The 14,621-nt window shown below is 63.7% G+C and carries 10 protein-coding genes and 1 tRNA gene; all 11 read right to left on the bottom strand.

Annotation, left to right across the window (positions count from 1 at the left end):
- Positions 1–107: 107 nt before the first annotated feature.
- The 11 genes from mgtE to F792_RS0111200 all read right to left on the bottom strand — a co-directional run bounded on the left by mgtE (position 108) and on the right by F792_RS0111200 (position 14,377).
- Positions 108–1,517, bottom strand: a complete 1,410-nt coding sequence (gene mgtE, locus F792_RS0111250) for a magnesium transporter (RefSeq protein ID WP_018169685.1) — start codon at positions 1,515–1,517, stop codon at positions 108–110.
- Between the two features lie 224 nt (positions 1,518–1,741).
- On the bottom strand, positions 1,742–2,818 hold the full coding sequence (gene rlmM, locus F792_RS0111245; protein WP_018169684.1) for a 23S rRNA (cytidine(2498)-2'-O)-methyltransferase RlmM: 1,077 nt from the start codon (positions 2,816–2,818) through the stop codon (positions 1,742–1,744).
- Positions 2,819–2,921: 103 nt separating this feature from the next.
- Positions 2,922–4,655, bottom strand: coding sequence for a thiosulfohydrolase SoxB (gene soxB / locus F792_RS0111240; RefSeq protein ID WP_018169683.1), 1,734 nt, complete (start codon positions 4,653–4,655; stop codon positions 2,922–2,924).
- Positions 4,656–5,111: 456 nt separating this feature from the next.
- On the bottom strand, positions 5,112–6,116 hold the full coding sequence (locus F792_RS0111235; protein ID WP_018145769.1) for a class I fructose-bisphosphate aldolase: 1,005 nt from the start codon (positions 6,114–6,116) through the stop codon (positions 5,112–5,114).
- A 139-nt stretch (positions 6,117–6,255) separates the two neighbouring features.
- Positions 6,256–7,443 (bottom strand): NAD(P)/FAD-dependent oxidoreductase, encoded by a 1,188-nt coding sequence (locus tag F792_RS0111230; RefSeq protein WP_018169682.1) that lies wholly within the window; start codon positions 7,441–7,443, stop codon positions 6,256–6,258.
- 49 nt (positions 7,444–7,492) lie between these two features.
- Positions 7,493–8,041 carry an RDD family protein gene (locus tag F792_RS0111225; RefSeq protein WP_018169681.1) on the bottom strand — a complete coding sequence of 183 codons (549 nt, stop codon included), beginning with the start codon at positions 8,039–8,041 and terminating at the stop codon, positions 7,493–7,495.
- A gap of 48 nt (positions 8,042–8,089) precedes the next feature.
- A complete protein-coding gene (locus F792_RS0111220) occupies positions 8,090–9,652 on the bottom strand; it encodes a phospholipase D family protein (protein ID WP_018169680.1) in 1,563 nt (520 codons plus the stop codon).
- 149 nt (positions 9,653–9,801) lie between these two features.
- Positions 9,802–9,878, bottom strand: a tRNA-Val gene (locus tag F792_RS0111215).
- Between the two features lie 217 nt (positions 9,879–10,095).
- On the bottom strand, positions 10,096–11,433 hold the full coding sequence (locus F792_RS0111210; protein ID WP_018169679.1) for an FAD-binding protein: 1,338 nt from the start codon (positions 11,431–11,433) through the stop codon (positions 10,096–10,098).
- Positions 11,430–12,560 carry a cyclopropane fatty acyl phospholipid synthase gene (gene cfa / locus F792_RS0111205; RefSeq protein ID WP_038084755.1) on the bottom strand — a complete coding sequence of 377 codons (1,131 nt, stop codon included), beginning with the start codon at positions 12,558–12,560 and terminating at the stop codon, positions 11,430–11,432. The genes F792_RS0111210 and cfa overlap by 4 nt, the downstream gene beginning before the upstream one ends.
- Before the next feature lie 491 nt (positions 12,561–13,051).
- Positions 13,052–14,377, bottom strand: coding sequence for an acetyl-CoA carboxylase biotin carboxylase subunit family protein (locus F792_RS0111200; protein ID WP_018169677.1), 1,326 nt, complete (start codon positions 14,375–14,377; stop codon positions 13,052–13,054).
- Positions 14,378–14,621: the final 244 nt, after the last annotated feature.

Below are 14,621 nucleotides of genomic sequence, written 5' to 3'. Positions count from 1 at the left end.
AGAACCCGCCTCAACCCCGCTCGACATGCACCGTAATCCCGGACCTCATCGACGCGTACTCGGCTCGACGAATGCCGCGAGGCCCGGGAAGGATTGAGACACGAAGCTCAGACCAGAATCAGCAGCGTCGCCAGCCCCAGGAATGACAGGAATCCGACCACGTCGGTGACGGTCGTCAGGATGACCGCTCCGGAAAGTGCGGGGTCCATGCCGAGGCGTTTCAAGGTCAGCGGTATGGTGATCCCGGCCACGTTGGCCACCGTCATGTTGATGATGATCGCCAGCGTGATGATGAGGCTGATCGCCAGGTCCTGGAACCACAAATGGGCCACCAGGCCGACAACCAATGCCCAGATAATCCCGTTGGCCAGGCCGACCCACAGCTCCTTGTTCAAGAGCCACCAGCGATTCGTACCGGCGATTTGACCCATGGCCAGGCCACGGATGACCACAGTCAGGGTCTGGCTCCCGGCAATACCCCCCATGCTGGCCACCACGGGCATGAGTACCGCCAGGGCGACGACCTGCGAGAGCACGGCCTCGAACTGGCCAATGACGTAGGCGGCCAGAAAGGCCGTTGCCAGATTGATGCCGAGCCAGATACCGCGACTGCGAATACTGAACCGGATCGGTGCGAACAGCTCGCCTTCTTCCTTGACCCCGGCCATCCCGAGCAGGGTCGCGTCCGCATCCTCGCGCACGATCTCCATGATGTGGCTCATGTTCAGCTGACCTACGAGGACGCCTTCGGCGTCTACCACGGGCGCAAACGGCAGTTCCCGGGCACGCAGGATGGTTGCCGCCTTGCGGATATCCATGGTGTCGAGCAGGCACGTCGGCATGTACATGAAATCGGCAACCGTCCTTTTTTGATGGTTGCGCACGAGGTCGACCAGACGTAGCGAGCCAACCAGGCGGGCATCCTTGTCCGTGACCAGCAATTCCTGCGACTCGCTGTCCAGCGAGTGACTAATGCGTACAAACCGTTGAACGGCCTCGAGTGTTACATCCGGTTTCACATTGGTGGTTTCGGGATCCATGTAACGCCCGACCGCATCGTCATCGTAGCCATGAAGCGTCGTGACATGGTGTCGCACTCCCGCGGCCAGCGTTTCGATCACGGATTCGCGGATCGGATCGTCGATCGTGTCCAGGAGCTCCGCCACCGTTTCCGGTGGAAGATCCTGCGCCAAGGCCGTGACCTCCTCGACCGGCATGTCCGCCATCAAATGCTCGCGGGCATCCGTGCCGACTTCGGCCAACACCTCCCCGCGCTGGTCTTGAGGTATGCAGGACCAGATGCGTTCCCGCTCACGGAATGGAAACGATTCCAGCAACAAGGCGATGGCCTGTTCGTCCAGGCCTTCCAGGAAATCGCAGACAGCGGCTTGGGAGTCCGATTCGGCGAGCTGCGCCTGCAGGCCAAGCAACAACTCTTCGATCGTGGCGGAACCGTCACTGGCCGGAACCGAAGTCTCCCGTTGCGGATCAGGGGCGTCTTCGGTGGCGGGAGTCATGAGCAGGCCTCTTCAGTCCAGGTGCAGGGGGCCGACCGCAACCCTCTTCTGCGGTCCTGACATATGGTACATGGCCACCGCCCGGCCCGACGGGTGACCGCCAGGGTCGGACCACGGTAACCACCTGACTCCACGTCTTTTATGCCCACAAAAACCGCCCAATGGGACGCTTATTCGTGCAATTTCGGACGCAAAACGGCCGCGTCAGGGCGAGTACATCCAACTCAGCCCCGCTCGACATGCACGGTGATCTCCTCGCGGTCGTGATAGAGCTGTCGCGCCCGCATCTGGTGGGCGATCCGGGCGTCCAGAAGGCGCTCCTCGATGTGGTCGAGGCAGTCGTATACGGTCTGCCAGCGCTGTTTCATCGGCAGCTTGAGATTGAAGATGGCCTCGCGGCACCAGCCGGCCTCCAGCCAGTCCGCCATGCGTGCGGCCACCCGCGAGGGCTTGTCCACGATGTCGCAGACCAGCCAGGTGACCGATTTCGGTGGCACCCAGGAGAAGGCGTCCTCGCGGTGGTGCTCCACCTGCGTGGTTGCCATCAACGGGGCATCCATCGGCCCGTTATCTACTGCATGCACGTACATGCCGCGCCGCACCAGCTGCCAGGTCCAGCCGCCCGGGGCTGCGCCCAGATCCACGGCCTGCATGCCCTGCGCCAGGCGCGTGTCCCAGGCATCCCGCGGGATGAAGGTGTGCCAGGCCTCCTCCAACTTCAGGGTCGACCGGCTGGGCGCCTCGCGCGGCGAGCGCAGATGCAGGATCCCGCCCGGCCATTCGCTGCGTTCACCGGGCCGGCTAAGGCCCAGTTGCACGCAGTCGCCGGAGTGCCAGAACACATGCAGGCGCAGTCCGCCTGCCTGTGCCCGCAGCACCCCGCGTTTGCGCAGGACGGAGGCCAGCGGGCGTTCCACGGCCTTGATCAACCGGCGCAGGCCCTTGCCCTCGTTGGTATCGGGCATCTCGTGCCAGATGGAATCCACCGGGCATCCGGCTGCAAACGCCTGTTCGATGATGGGCGTCAGCCGATCCGCGCGATCCAGGCCCTCGAGTGCGGGCAACGCCGGAAAGACCTGCCGCGCAAAGATCAATTCCTCGAAGGGCAAGGCGCGCGCCAGCCCCTCAACCGTGCAGCCGGACGGCTCGAAATGGACGTACCCGCTGCCTGGCTGCACCCGCGCAAAGCCACCCAGCCCCGCGCGCGCTGCGCGGTCGGTCAGCTCGGCCGTCAGGTCCGCCTCGAAGCCCGCGCGACAATACAGCAGCAGGCCGGAAAAGCCTGATCCGCTCGTTCCCATCCCAGAACCCCTCTCCCACACAAAAAAGCCGCCGCACACCCGAATGGTGCACGGCGGCTGCGAGACTACCCGGACCGCTGGCGCGGGCCAAGCCAAATGGCGATCAGCGGTCCAAGCCGGGATTGTCCCCGACGTTCTTCAGCTTCGGCAGGTAGGGCTGGCCGGGGCTGATAGTGTCGCGGTCGCGCAGATATCCGGCGACCACCTCCCAGACCGGATCGGTATCCAGCGGCTCGTGGACATTGGCCCAGCCGGCCACCACGTAGTTCTTGTCCGGGTCCAGCGGCTCACCGTTGATGTGCATGTCGCTGATACGGCTACCCATCGATTCGTGCGGATCGATGGTGTATTCGATGCCCGAGGTCCGCACCATGTCCCCGCCGCGGTGATGGTAGGGATTGGCATTGAAGATCGAGTTGGCCACGTCCTCCAGGGCATTCTTCAGCTGCGCACCGGTCATCTCGTTGCGCTGCGTCTCCGAATAGGTGGTCGCGGTCTGCGTCATCAACTCCTCGAAGGTGATGGGCGAACCCGGCAGGACGCTAATACCCCAGCGGAAGCCGGGCGACAGGGCCACCTCGGCATCCATCTCCTTGATCATCGCATCCATGATGACCTCGTCGAAGGTACCGTTGAAGTTGCCGCGGCGGTAAAGAACACCGTCGGTTACGGCCAGTTCTTCATTCAGTTTGTCCTCATAGGGCTCGCGCACTGTGCGGATGTGCTCCTCCATCTCGGCGTCCGCCTCGATCAGGTTGGAGAACACCGGCAGCAGGGTGAACTTGTAGTCGCGGATGCCGCTATCGGTCACATCCAGATCCATCACACCAAGGAACTTGCCATTGGAGCCGGCATTGGTGACCAGTGTGGTCTCGCCACCGGCATTCTCGATCTCCATCGCGCCCGGCACCGCGTCATGCGTGTGCCCGCCCATGATGATGTCCACATCGCGCAGGCGACGGGCCATCTCCATGTCGGTGACCATCCCGTTGTGCGACAGGATCGCCACCACCTTGGCGCCCTTCTCGCGGCACTCGTCGATCATGCGCTGCATGTTCTCGTCGCGGACGCCGAAGCTCCAGTCCGGGAACATGTAGTCGGGGTTGGCCACGGATGTATAGGGAAACGCCTGGCCGATCACGGCGACCGGCACGCCATTCATCTCGCGGATGGTATAGGGCTCGAAGACCGGGTCGCCCCAGTCGCGATCCTCGATGTTCTGCGCCAGGAACTCGATGTTGTTGGGTTTGAAGTCGTTCTCGATGATCTCCATCACCCGCTCGTCGCCGAAGGTGAACTCCCAGTGGCCGACCATGATGTCCACGCCCAGTAGTTTCTGCGCATCGACCATGTCCTGCCCGTTCGTCCACAGCGATGTCGCGGAGCCCTGCCAGGTGTCGCCACCATCCAGCAGCAGGGAATTCGGACGCTCCGCGCGCAGCTTCTGGATCAGCGTGGACAGATGGGAGAACCCACCCAGACGACCGTATTTCTCGGCCGCATACTTGAAGTCCATATGGGTGACAGCATGCGCCAGCGGCGTGCCCGGCTGGATATCGAAATATTCGAGCATTTCCTTGCCGGCCAGCACTGGCGGCTTGCCCTGCATATCGCCCACGCCGATGTTCACGTCCGGCTCGCGGAAGTGCACCGGTTTCAGCTGCGCGTGGCAGTCGGTGTAGTGCAGCAGCGACACGTTGCCGAATTTCGGCAGGTCGTACATGTTCGCATCGGCCGGCTTCCAGGACCCCTTCTCGCCTGCCCAGGCATTCATCGAGAAGCCGGCGGCACTGGCCGCGACCATGGCTTCGAGAAACTCTCTGCGCGTAAGACTCATATGGATCTCCTTGGTGGCTTGGTTTTATCCGGGACGCCAATCGCACCCCTTACCAAGCTCCCGACGCACGGCCACCGCGAATGTTCCCCGAACCGGGCGGGGGAATGCGCACAACAAAAGCGTATTTTCGCGCTGTTTGATGGAGATCGGGAGGAAAAGACGCCATTTCCTGAGTGTTGGCGAATTTCCATCTTTTTTCCACGCCCGTCACATTTCGCACCGGTGCAGACACAAAAAAGCCTGCTATCCGGAGATAGCAGGCCAAGACGCGACATACACCGTCGGAAGCAATCGGCCCGCAGCGCACGCTGGGGGATCGTGCATCCCTTGCTAGGCCGAGGATCGGATCCGACGATCTCAGGCTAGCCAGCCTTCCGACGGTCTTTCTTGATCCAGATCAATATATACGGCGACCCATTTGCTGCGCTTGCGCACCGCGGCTGGCAGGCGGCGACCTCAGGCCCCGTACTTTCCCTGGGCCGCCAGCCCGTTGTCCCGGGCGCGCTCGAACACCGTCTGCTGGGCCTTCTCGAAATTGGCGGCGGGATCCTTGCCCCAAAGCTCCATCGCGGCCTGCTGCATGCCACGGCCATAGGAGAAGGACAGCGGCCACGGTGTCCCACCGATCTGGTTCATGGCGTCCAGATGGTTGGTGGCATCGGCGTCGCTCTGCCCCCCCGAGAGGAACACCACCCCGGGCAGGATCGCCGGCACGGCGGATTCCAGGCAGCGCAGGGTCGCATGGGCGACGTCCTCGACACTGGCCTGCTCGGGGCAGTCCTTGCCCGGCAGCACCATGCTGGCCTTGAGGATGGTGCCCTCGAGCAGCACGTGATGCTCGTACAGCGCCCGGAACACGGCGCGCTGGGTCGCCTCGGTCACGCCGTAACAGGTCTCGATGTCATGGTCGCCATCCATCAGGACCTCCGGCTCCACGATCGGCACGATCCCGTGCTCCTGGCACAGTGCGGCATACCGTGCCAGGGCATGCGCATTCGACTCGATGCAGGTATCAGTGGGCATGGTCTCGCCAATGGTGATGACCGCGCGCCATTTGGCGAACCGGGCCCCCATCCGCGCGTACTCCTCGAGCCGCTCGCGCAGCCCGTCCAGGCCCTCGGTCACCTTCTCCCCGGGGAAGCCGGCCAGATCCTTCGCGCCGGTATCGACCTTGATGCCGGGCAGGATGCCGGCCTCGTTCATCACGTCCACGAACGGCTTGCCGTCACGGGTGGACTGGCGAAGCGTCTCGTCATACAGGATCGCGCCCGAGATGTACTCCTTCAGCTTCGGCGTCGTCAGCAACAGCTCGCGGTACGTGCGACGGTTCTCCTCGGTATTCTCGACACCGACCGCGCCCAGGCGCTTGGCAATCGTCCCGGTGGATTCATCAATGGCGATGATGCCCTTGCCGGGGGCCACCATCGCTTCGGCCGTCTCTACCAACTGATCGATCTTCATGCCTGCTCCTTGCATTTCTGCGTGGGACTGCCTTCGAAGAGTAGTCACCCTCCGCGGGTTCTTCCAACCCGACAGGGAAAACCCCACCACAGTTTCCGGAACAGCACGAAAGGCCGTGTGCACGGCGCACGAAAACCGCTCAGGCGTACTCGCCCGCGGCGTGTCCGGAGGCCCAAGCCCACTGGAAGTTGTGGCCACCCAGGTGCCCGGTCACATCCACCACCTCGCCAATGAAGTAAAGGCCCGGGATCGTCCGGCACTCCATCGTCTTGGATGACAGCGCAGCGGTGTCCACCCCCCCCAGGGTGACTTCCGCCGTGCGATAACCCTCGGTCCCTGCAGGCCACACCGTCCATGGCTGACAAGCGGCCACTACCTGCTCGATATCCGCGTTGCTCAAGTGCTCCAGCGCCCGGTTCTCCACCCACAGCTCGCACCAGCGCTGCGCAACCCGGCGCGTCAGCTGCTCGCCCAGCACACTCTTGAGCTCCAGCTTCGGACGCTGCTCGCGCAGTTCGCGCAAATGCGCCGCCAGATCGATGCCCGGGAACAGGTCGATCGCCACCGCCTGCCCCTCCTCCCAGTAGGACGACGCCTGCAACACCGCCGGCCCGCTCAATCCCCGATGCGTGAACAGCAGATTTTCGCGAAACCCCATGCCCCCGGCCGTCGTCACCGTATCCAGCGCCACACCCGAAAGCCCCTCCAGCTCCTCCAGGGGCCGCCCGCTCAGGGTGAACGGCACCAGGGCCGGACGGGTTGGCTGCACCGGCAGCCCCAGCGAGCGCGCGAGGTCCAGCCCGAATCCGGTGGCCCCCATGCGCGGGATGGAATAGCCGCCCGTGGCAATCACCAGCGACTCGCAGGCAATGGCCTCCGCACCGGCCTGCAGGCGGTGCGGCGTGCCCGTTTCTACATCCGTCACCGGCGTGTCGGTGCGCACCGCGACACCGGCCGCCGCGCACTCGTCCAGCAGCATCCGCACGATGTCCTTCGACGAATGGTCGCAGAACAGCTGGCCCAGCTTCTTCTCGTGGTAGGGAATGCCGTGCTTGTCCACCAGGGCGATGAAGTCCCACTGGCTGTAGCGGCTGAGCGCGGACTTCACGAAATGCGGGTTCGCGGAGATGAAGTTCTCCGGCTCGCAGTACATGTTGGTGAAGTTGCAGCGGCCGCCGCCCGACATCAGGATCTTCTTCCCGACCCGGTTGGCGTGGTCCAGCACCAGTACCCGGCGCCCGCGGTCGCCCGCCGTCAGGGCACACATCAGCCCGGCCGCCCCGCCCCCGATCACGACCACATCGAAATGCTTCGCCGCCTCACTCATGGCGCGCGCTGCGGCTCGAACCGGGAGTCGGGCGTCGTCCCTGGCACAATCAGCGCACCCACTCCTTGCGTACCACCAAAGTCTGCGCGATCAGGTCATGCAAGGCCTGCCGACGCTTGGTAAAGGCCACCATGATGTAGCCGATCATCAGGATCAGCCCGGACAGGATGGTCGCGAAATGCCGCCCGGTCGCACGCAGGAACGAGATCCGCTCACCCTGGAAGTCCACCACCCGCAGCCCGAACACCATCTTGCCCAGCGTCGCCTGGTACTGGGAGCTGTGCATGCCGGCCCAGTACAGCCAGGCCACCACAACATTCACCAGAAACCAGGCCGCCTCCCCCGGCGGCACGGGATCATCCGGCCCGCGCGCAGCCAGGGTCTCCGGGCTGATCAGCGCCTGCGCCACGATCTGCGGCACACCGATAATCACCGCATCCAGCAGATAGGCCCCCACGCGCACCCAGAAGCCACCGTAGGCCGCGCGCGCCTCGGGCGGGGCGTCGTGACCACCGACTCCGGCCGCCAGTGGCGCACCACACTGAATACAAAACCGCGCCTCTGGCGGGTTCTGCTTGCCACACTGTCCACAATCCATGATGTCTCGCTCTCCCTTTATGTTTGCGCTCTCGCCGGGACGGTCCGCCTACAATAACGGCTCGACGGGAAGGATCCGGGTCATCCCGGACACAAACCGACGCCACAGACCCGCCTTGGGCTCCTGACGGTAGGCATTTCCGGAACCGTCCCGCCATACCAGACCACCGGATGCATCCCGCTCCACCCGGTAGGCCACCTGCGGCCGAATCCCCCGTTGATGCAGCGCGGCCAGCTGCTCCACCAAAACCGGCTCGGACAGGAACACACCGGACTCGCTGTTGGTATGCGCCGAGCGCGGGTCCAGGTTGAACGAGCCGACAAAGGCCTCCTCGCGGTCGAAAACCAGCAGCTTGGAATGCAGGCTGGCCTGGGAGGCCTCGATGCCGCGATCGCGCTCCAGGCGCGCCCAGCGCGGCGGCCCGGTCGGACGCAGCTCGAAGAGCTCGACCCGGGCATCCAGCAACGCATGTCGCCGTCGCGCATAGCCGGCATGGGTAAAGGCCACATCGTTCGCCGCCAGCGAGTTCGTCAGCACCTGTACACGCACCCCCGACTCGCTCATCCGCGACAGCTGGGCGGTCCCGTCACGCCCCGGAACAAAGTACGGCGAGACGATCAGCAGTTCCTTCTCCACCCCCAGCAGCCGCTCCCCCAGGGCGTCCGCAACGCGCGAGCCATCGCCTCGTGCACGCGCCTTGGCCTCGTCATCGACCACGAACTCGGCTTGCGTCGTCCACACATATGCCGCCGGATCGGCAATCGGCTGCGGCACCGGTTGCCCATTCAAGGGTTCCATCTGCATCAGGGGATGGGTGTGATTCTGCGCCAGCCAGGCCCGCAAGGACCCCTGCTGCATTGCCAGGCGCTCCGGCGAACCGTCCTTTCGCGCAACGCGCTCGACCCCGATCGCGCCCGGACTGTTCCAGAATTCCACGAACGACCGGTCGATCTCCCGGACCAACGGCCCCACCACCACCAGATCCAGATCCGCAAAATTGTAATCGGGGCTCACCTCGAAGTACTCGTCCCCGACATTACGCCCGCCCGTAATCGCCAGGCGCCCGTCCACCACCCAGGCCTTGTTGTGCATCCGATGGTTCAGGTCGCTACCGCGAAAAAAGAACTCGGCACTGGCCCGCAGCAGGCCCTCGCGCGTACGGAACGGATTGAAGATGCGAACGTCGATCTTTGGGTGCTGGGCAATCGCGGCCAGCGTCGCGTCCCGCCCGCGCGCGTCGACGTCATCCAGGAGCAACGAGATCCGAACGCCACGATCGGCCGCCCCGAGCAATTCGCCCATCAACACCCGTCCGGCAGCATCGTCGCGCCAGATATAGGCCTGCACCTGGATTCGTTCGCGCGCCATGCGCACGCTCATCACCCGCCAGCGGAAGGCTTCGGCCCCCTCGTCCAGCAGCCGGAATCCCGTCTTACCGTGATCGCGGGCCGGCGCAAATCCTTCCAGCCACTCCGCCAGCGGTCCTTCTGAGGCGGGGGGCTCCAGCGCTTGCCATCCGCGTTCCGGCGCCGGCTGCAACGGCGCACAACCCGCCGCGAGCGCCAGAAACAGCACTGCCAGAAGCCAGGAAAACCGATACGAATCAAGCATGAACAAGCAATCGCCCGACGCGATGCCCCCTTATATCGAATAGCACGCCCGGTGCCAGCCTGACGCCGCGTACGCGCCCTGTCGATACCGACCGCCCAGGCATAAAAAAAGCGAGCCGGGCGGACCCTGACTCGCTTTTTTCAACAAATTGGTAGGCGCGATTGGACTCGAACCAACGACCCCTACCATGTCAAGGTAGTGCTCTAACCAGCTGAGCTACGCGCCTGTCGTCTTCGAGCCGCGTATTCTACCGACTCCCCGCCCCCTGTCAAAGCATCCGTTAACTCATTTTGCGTGCCGCGTTAACGGGGTCGGCCCGCGGCACCCTGGACGCGCAACGCTGCGTTGACCGTCGATCGCGTTCTTGCCGGTCGCCGCGGTTTCCCGGCGCGCGACGCACCAGGGTGTGGACGAGCGGTTCCGGCCTCGAGACCCAACCGGCCTCAGCCCCGTTGCACCGCCTTTTCATAGAGTCCCGGAAAGCGCCCTTCGGGATCGCATTCGCGCTTGAGGGCCTCGTAGGCCGGGCGGTCGTAGTTCTGCCAGAAGGTGGCTTCGTCGTAGGTGCTGCGCGAGTACAGGCTTTTCTTGCCGCCGTGTTTCGCGACCAGTGCCTCGACCCGAGCGTTGTAATAACCGTCGGGCTCGCTGGAGCGGACCATGTCCCAGAAGCCGAAGTTGATGTACGCGGTATCGGTACGCAGCTGGAACAACGAGAACCCTGCCTCGGGCACGACAAACGGGCAGATCCACACCGGACGGATCCCGATTTCGGCCTCGAAGTCGGCCAGAAACGCCGCGGCGCTGGCGATCGGGATGTCGACGTCCTGGATCACCGCCTCGCTGCGCGGGCGAACAGCGTGGAGCAGGCTCAGCGGCCAGCGGCGGCTGGCGCGCATGATCTTCTGGTAGGTCACGCTCGACAGGCGCTTGCGCCCCAGAAGCAGCCGCACCGGCTTGAGGTGGGCGCCGACATTCCTGCTGCACCAGAACCAGTCGGTGTCCCAGCGCCAGAGGTAGTCGTGGATGCTCAGATAATCCTCGCGCCGCTCGCGCAGGCTCCGCCAGTACTGGCGCATCCAGGTGTAGTCGCTGGCCTCGGTGCCCGCCGGCGGCGATTCCACGCAATGCGCGCGGGTCAGCACGTAATCGCCGGGTCCGAAGTACACGCCATCGAGGAACGCGCAGGTCGGGTGCGCGCATTCCTCGGCGATCGCGGCGAACAGTTCTTCGGGGTCGCGGAAGCGGGTGTGCTCGAGCCGCACATAAGGCTCCACCCGAATCAGCCGCAGCCGGACCCGGGTGGCGTAACCGAGGCTGCCGTAGGAGTTCGGAAAGCCGTAGAACAGTTCCGGGCGCTGCTCGCGCGAGCAGGTCAACACGCGACCGTCGGCGACCATGACGTCGAGCTCGTCCACCGTGTCGTGCACCAGGCCGTAGCGGAACGCGCCCGACTCGATGCCGATCCCGGTGGTCGCGCCGCCGACGGTGATGCTCTTGAGCTCGGGCACGATGGCCGGTGCCAGGCCGTGCGGCAGGGTTGCGTCGACCACGTCGGCATAGGTCGTCATGCCCTCGACCTCGGCAATGCCGGCCTCGGCGTCGATCTCGATCACGTGGTTGAGCGAAGCCACGTCGATCGCTGTCCGGCGGGCCTCCTCGCGCGGCCTGAACAGGTTGCTGGTGGACTTTCTGAGGCGCACCGGCCCGTCGGAGCCGGCCAGCGCCGCGGCCATCGCCGCCACACGATCGCGGTGGGCGTCCCAGGCGGCGCTGCTCATCGGACCGGCTCGTAACGCGGCAGATCCCCGTGGCTGAGCACAAGCTGCCAGAGATTCAGATGGCGCGCCCGGAAGGCGCCCGCACAGCTCAGCAGGTAATAGCGCCACATCCGGTAGAAGCGCTCGTCCAGCCCTTCGCTTCGTTTCAGCTCCGGCCAGGCGGCGACGAAATTTTCGTCCCAGGCCATCAGGGTGCGGTCGTAGTCCGGACCGAAGTTGTGCCAGTCCTCGAGCACGAACAAACCCTCCTTGGCCCGGGTGAGCTGCGCCTCGGACGGGATCACGCCGCCGGGAAAGATGTATTTGGCGATCCAGCGGTCGGTACGAACGCAGCTGACGTTGCCCCCGATGGTGTGCAGCAGCATCAGGCCAGCGGGCTTCAGGCGGGCCCAGGCCAATTGGAAGAAGGCGCGAAAGTTCTTCGGGCCGACGTGCTCCATCAGACCGATGCTCACGACACGATCGTATTGCCGGGATTCGTTGGCGGCCTCGCGGTAGTCCTGCTTCCGGACATCGACTGGAAGGCCCTCGCAGAGTCCTCTCGCGTACTCCACCTGCTGGCTGCTGATGTTGTAGCTGTCCACCTCGCATCCGTGCTCGCCGGCCAGAAACCGGGCCAGCTCGCCGAACCCGCCGCCCAGTTCGAGCACGCGCATACCCGGCTCCAGGTGCAGCTTGCGCGCGATCAGGTCCAGCTTCGCGCGCTGGGCTTCGTCCAGGGTCGCGTCGGCCCCGTCGGGGCCGTAATAGGCGCAGGTGTATTGCATGGTCGGCCCGAGCATGGCCTCGTAGAGCCGGTTCGAGAGGTCGTAGTGCTGCTCCGCGACCCGCCGCGAGCGCCCTCGACTCTGCTCATTGGCGAGCCAGCTCAGCAGCACCCGGCCGAGCACCGCGGGGCTGCGCACCTTGCGCTCCAGGCGTCCCCGGAGGATCCGGAAGAACAACTCGTCCAGCCGCTCGACGTCCCACCAGCCGTCCATGTAGGCCTCGCCGGTGCCGAGCGACCCCTCGGCCAGAATCCGCCGATACAGCCGCTCGTCGTGGACCTGAACATCCCAGGGCCGCTCGCCACCAACCTCGATGTCAGCGCTGAGCAATAGGTCCGTGACTTGTTGGCTTGCTGACATGCTCGTGCTCCTTGCAAGAATCGGACGGCCGGTTTCCAGCCGCGATAAATCCCTCCACTTTAGGCAGAGTTATGAGCTAGACCCAAATTCGCAATGGTCCGTTCTCCTCCAGATCCGGTCCCCTCGTTCACCCGCCTTCCGCCGTTGTGCATGAACGATCCGCCACCAAAAAGACCTGCGACGGGATAAGCCACCCCTCATCACAGCCCGTACCCAGAAGATGTACGGCCAGGCCAGGGCTGCGCCGCTCCGTCGGCAAGCAGCCCACCGGTGCCGGGCTACCTCATCAGACCGCCTCCGCGCAGGTCCGCAAACGCGACTGATTGATCCGCTCATATGCCCCGGGACGACCGAACACTGCTTTTTGGAACATGATCGCCCTTCAGACCATGCGCGCAAGCCGTATCCCGTGCAAAGCGGAAACCCCGGTCGCGCACCCTCGCACACCCCGGGGCCATTTCGGATTCCAATCCCGTAGCGAAGGCCGCATCTCAGGACACAGCATTCTGCACCTCCGGGGCCTCGCCTGATATCTCTGGAACAGAACCGAACTCGAAGTGCAGGGCCTGCAGAATACGGTTGTATTTTTCCAGCAATGCCTTGCGATCCTCTGCGCCCGTATGGACATGGGCGATATCGTAGCTGTAGCTGTCCTGCTCCAGCAGGCTCGAGAGCCGCGTCCCCTGCTCGACCTTCAGCTCGATCAGGGTATCCGGAAATTCCTCCTGGATACGCTCGATATCGCCTGCGCTGGGAACATGCGTGGCGATACCATCCTCGAACACGCGCACGTGAAACTTCGCGGCACACCCATAACGGCCGCGTCGTAACGGTAAATCCGGTGCCCTTCCCAATGCCAGTTCAAGCATGATCTGGAAATTGGAAGCCCCATCCACTTTTTCAAACATATCGCTATGTGATTGTGACAATCGCGGATTGACTTCCAGCAACGTGAGCTCCTCGGACTTTGGCCGGTAAAAAAACTCCACGTTGTAGGTCGCATTGTCGTAGCCAAAGTGTAGCAATACTTTGTTGGTCGCCTCACTGATCCTGTTCTTCACCCGCTTCGGAAGGCTAGACGGGTATTGATAGCGAAGAAACGACGAACGGTTGGGATAATTGATCGAATCGATGATCCCGTAATGTTGCGGCTTGCCGGCAAACACGTAACCCTCTATCGTGCACTGGCGCCCGCCAACAGCCTGTTCAACGATACAGTTCCGGCCGCCGATGGCGACAATCTCCTCAGGGAGATCTGCATACGAAAGGATCTGGTCGAAGGGTCCGGCGATCCGATCGATGCGCGCGCGGAGCTGGCCAATGGCATGGCCCAGCTGGCGCCGGTTGCCTACCCTGAATGCAAGAAGCGAGTCCATCCCCTTAACCGGCTTGATCCAGAAGGGAAAGGGAACGTCCATAGCGTCGATGGCGGCATCATCGAACGGATCCACGACATCGAATCGCGGGACCATGCCCGGGATCACTTTGTGCTGTTCCAGCCGACTCCAGTATTTGTGCTCGCAGCGGAGGACACTCTCGAGCGAGGGCGAGGAAAGTCCATATTCGCGGCAGAGGATCGCCACCATCGTGGTCACTGGAAAATCCCAATAACCGAGAATTCCGTCGATCGAACCGTCGAACTCCTGTAGACGTTCTCGTGCCTTGCCAAGGCATTCTTCGACAGGATAAAACCCTTTGGCTTTTACTTCATCAAAACTCAATAGCTCATGGAGTCTGTAGTCGATGCCGATATCGACCGCCCTGACCTTCTTCATGTTAAACGGGTCGGCCCCGACGATGAAAATATTCTTGGCCATTTAAAATCCTCCACGGCGAAGTGGTACAGAACACAATCGCCTTGGCCTGCACCAGACCAAGTGCAGGTAGTACAGAGCCGGGCTGGCCAAAACGCTCGCCCTGTCACATGAGGGCATTACCCCGAGATTAGATGGTGCCTACCAGATAGCAAGCTCGGGGGCCGCACCGACTGTCGTGGTGAGAGGAGTCTGTCAGCGTGATCCGCCAATCGAGTTCGCGAAGCGGCTGATCATCATCCACGGC

Origin of the sequence: Thioalkalivibrio sp. ALMg9 (assembly GCF_000380625.1) — a bacterium.
In the GTDB taxonomy this organism is placed as follows: domain Bacteria; phylum Pseudomonadota; class Gammaproteobacteria; order Ectothiorhodospirales; family Ectothiorhodospiraceae; genus Thioalkalivibrio; species Thioalkalivibrio versutus.
Note: the sequence above shows the minus strand (reverse complement) of the source record. Positions and strands in the feature narration are given on the sequence as shown.

What these genes read in the sequence shown, in the direction of transcription:
- mgtE (WP_018169685.1), bottom strand. Translation starts at nt 1,517, where the DNA reads ATGACTCCCGCCACCGAAGACGCCCCTGATCCGCAACGGGAGACTTCG.
- rlmM (WP_018169684.1), bottom strand. Translation starts at nt 2,818, where the DNA reads ATGGGAACGAGCGGATCAGGCTTTTCCGGCCTGCTGCTGTATTGTCGC.
- soxB (WP_018169683.1), bottom strand. Translation starts at nt 4,655, where the DNA reads ATGAGTCTTACGCGCAGAGAGTTTCTCGAAGCCATGGTCGCGGCCAGT.
- F792_RS0111235 (WP_018145769.1), bottom strand. Translation starts at nt 6,116, where the DNA reads ATGAAGATCGATCAGTTGGTAGAGACGGCCGAAGCGATGGTGGCCCCC.
- F792_RS0111230 (WP_018169682.1), bottom strand. Translation starts at nt 7,443, where the DNA reads ATGAGTGAGGCGGCGAAGCATTTCGATGTGGTCGTGATCGGGGGCGGG.
- F792_RS0111225 (WP_018169681.1), bottom strand. Translation starts at nt 8,041, where the DNA reads ATGGATTGTGGACAGTGTGGCAAGCAGAACCCGCCAGAGGCGCGGTTT.
- F792_RS0111220 (WP_018169680.1), bottom strand. Translation starts at nt 9,652, where the DNA reads ATGCTTGATTCGTATCGGTTTTCCTGGCTTCTGGCAGTGCTGTTTCTG.
- F792_RS0111210 (WP_018169679.1), bottom strand. Translation starts at nt 11,433, where the DNA reads ATGAGCAGCGCCGCCTGGGACGCCCACCGCGATCGTGTGGCGGCGATG.
- cfa (WP_038084755.1), bottom strand. Translation starts at nt 12,560, where the DNA reads ATGTCAGCAAGCCAACAAGTCACGGACCTATTGCTCAGCGCTGACATC.
- F792_RS0111200 (WP_018169677.1), bottom strand. Translation starts at nt 14,377, where the DNA reads ATGGCCAAGAATATTTTCATCGTCGGGGCCGACCCGTTTAACATGAAG.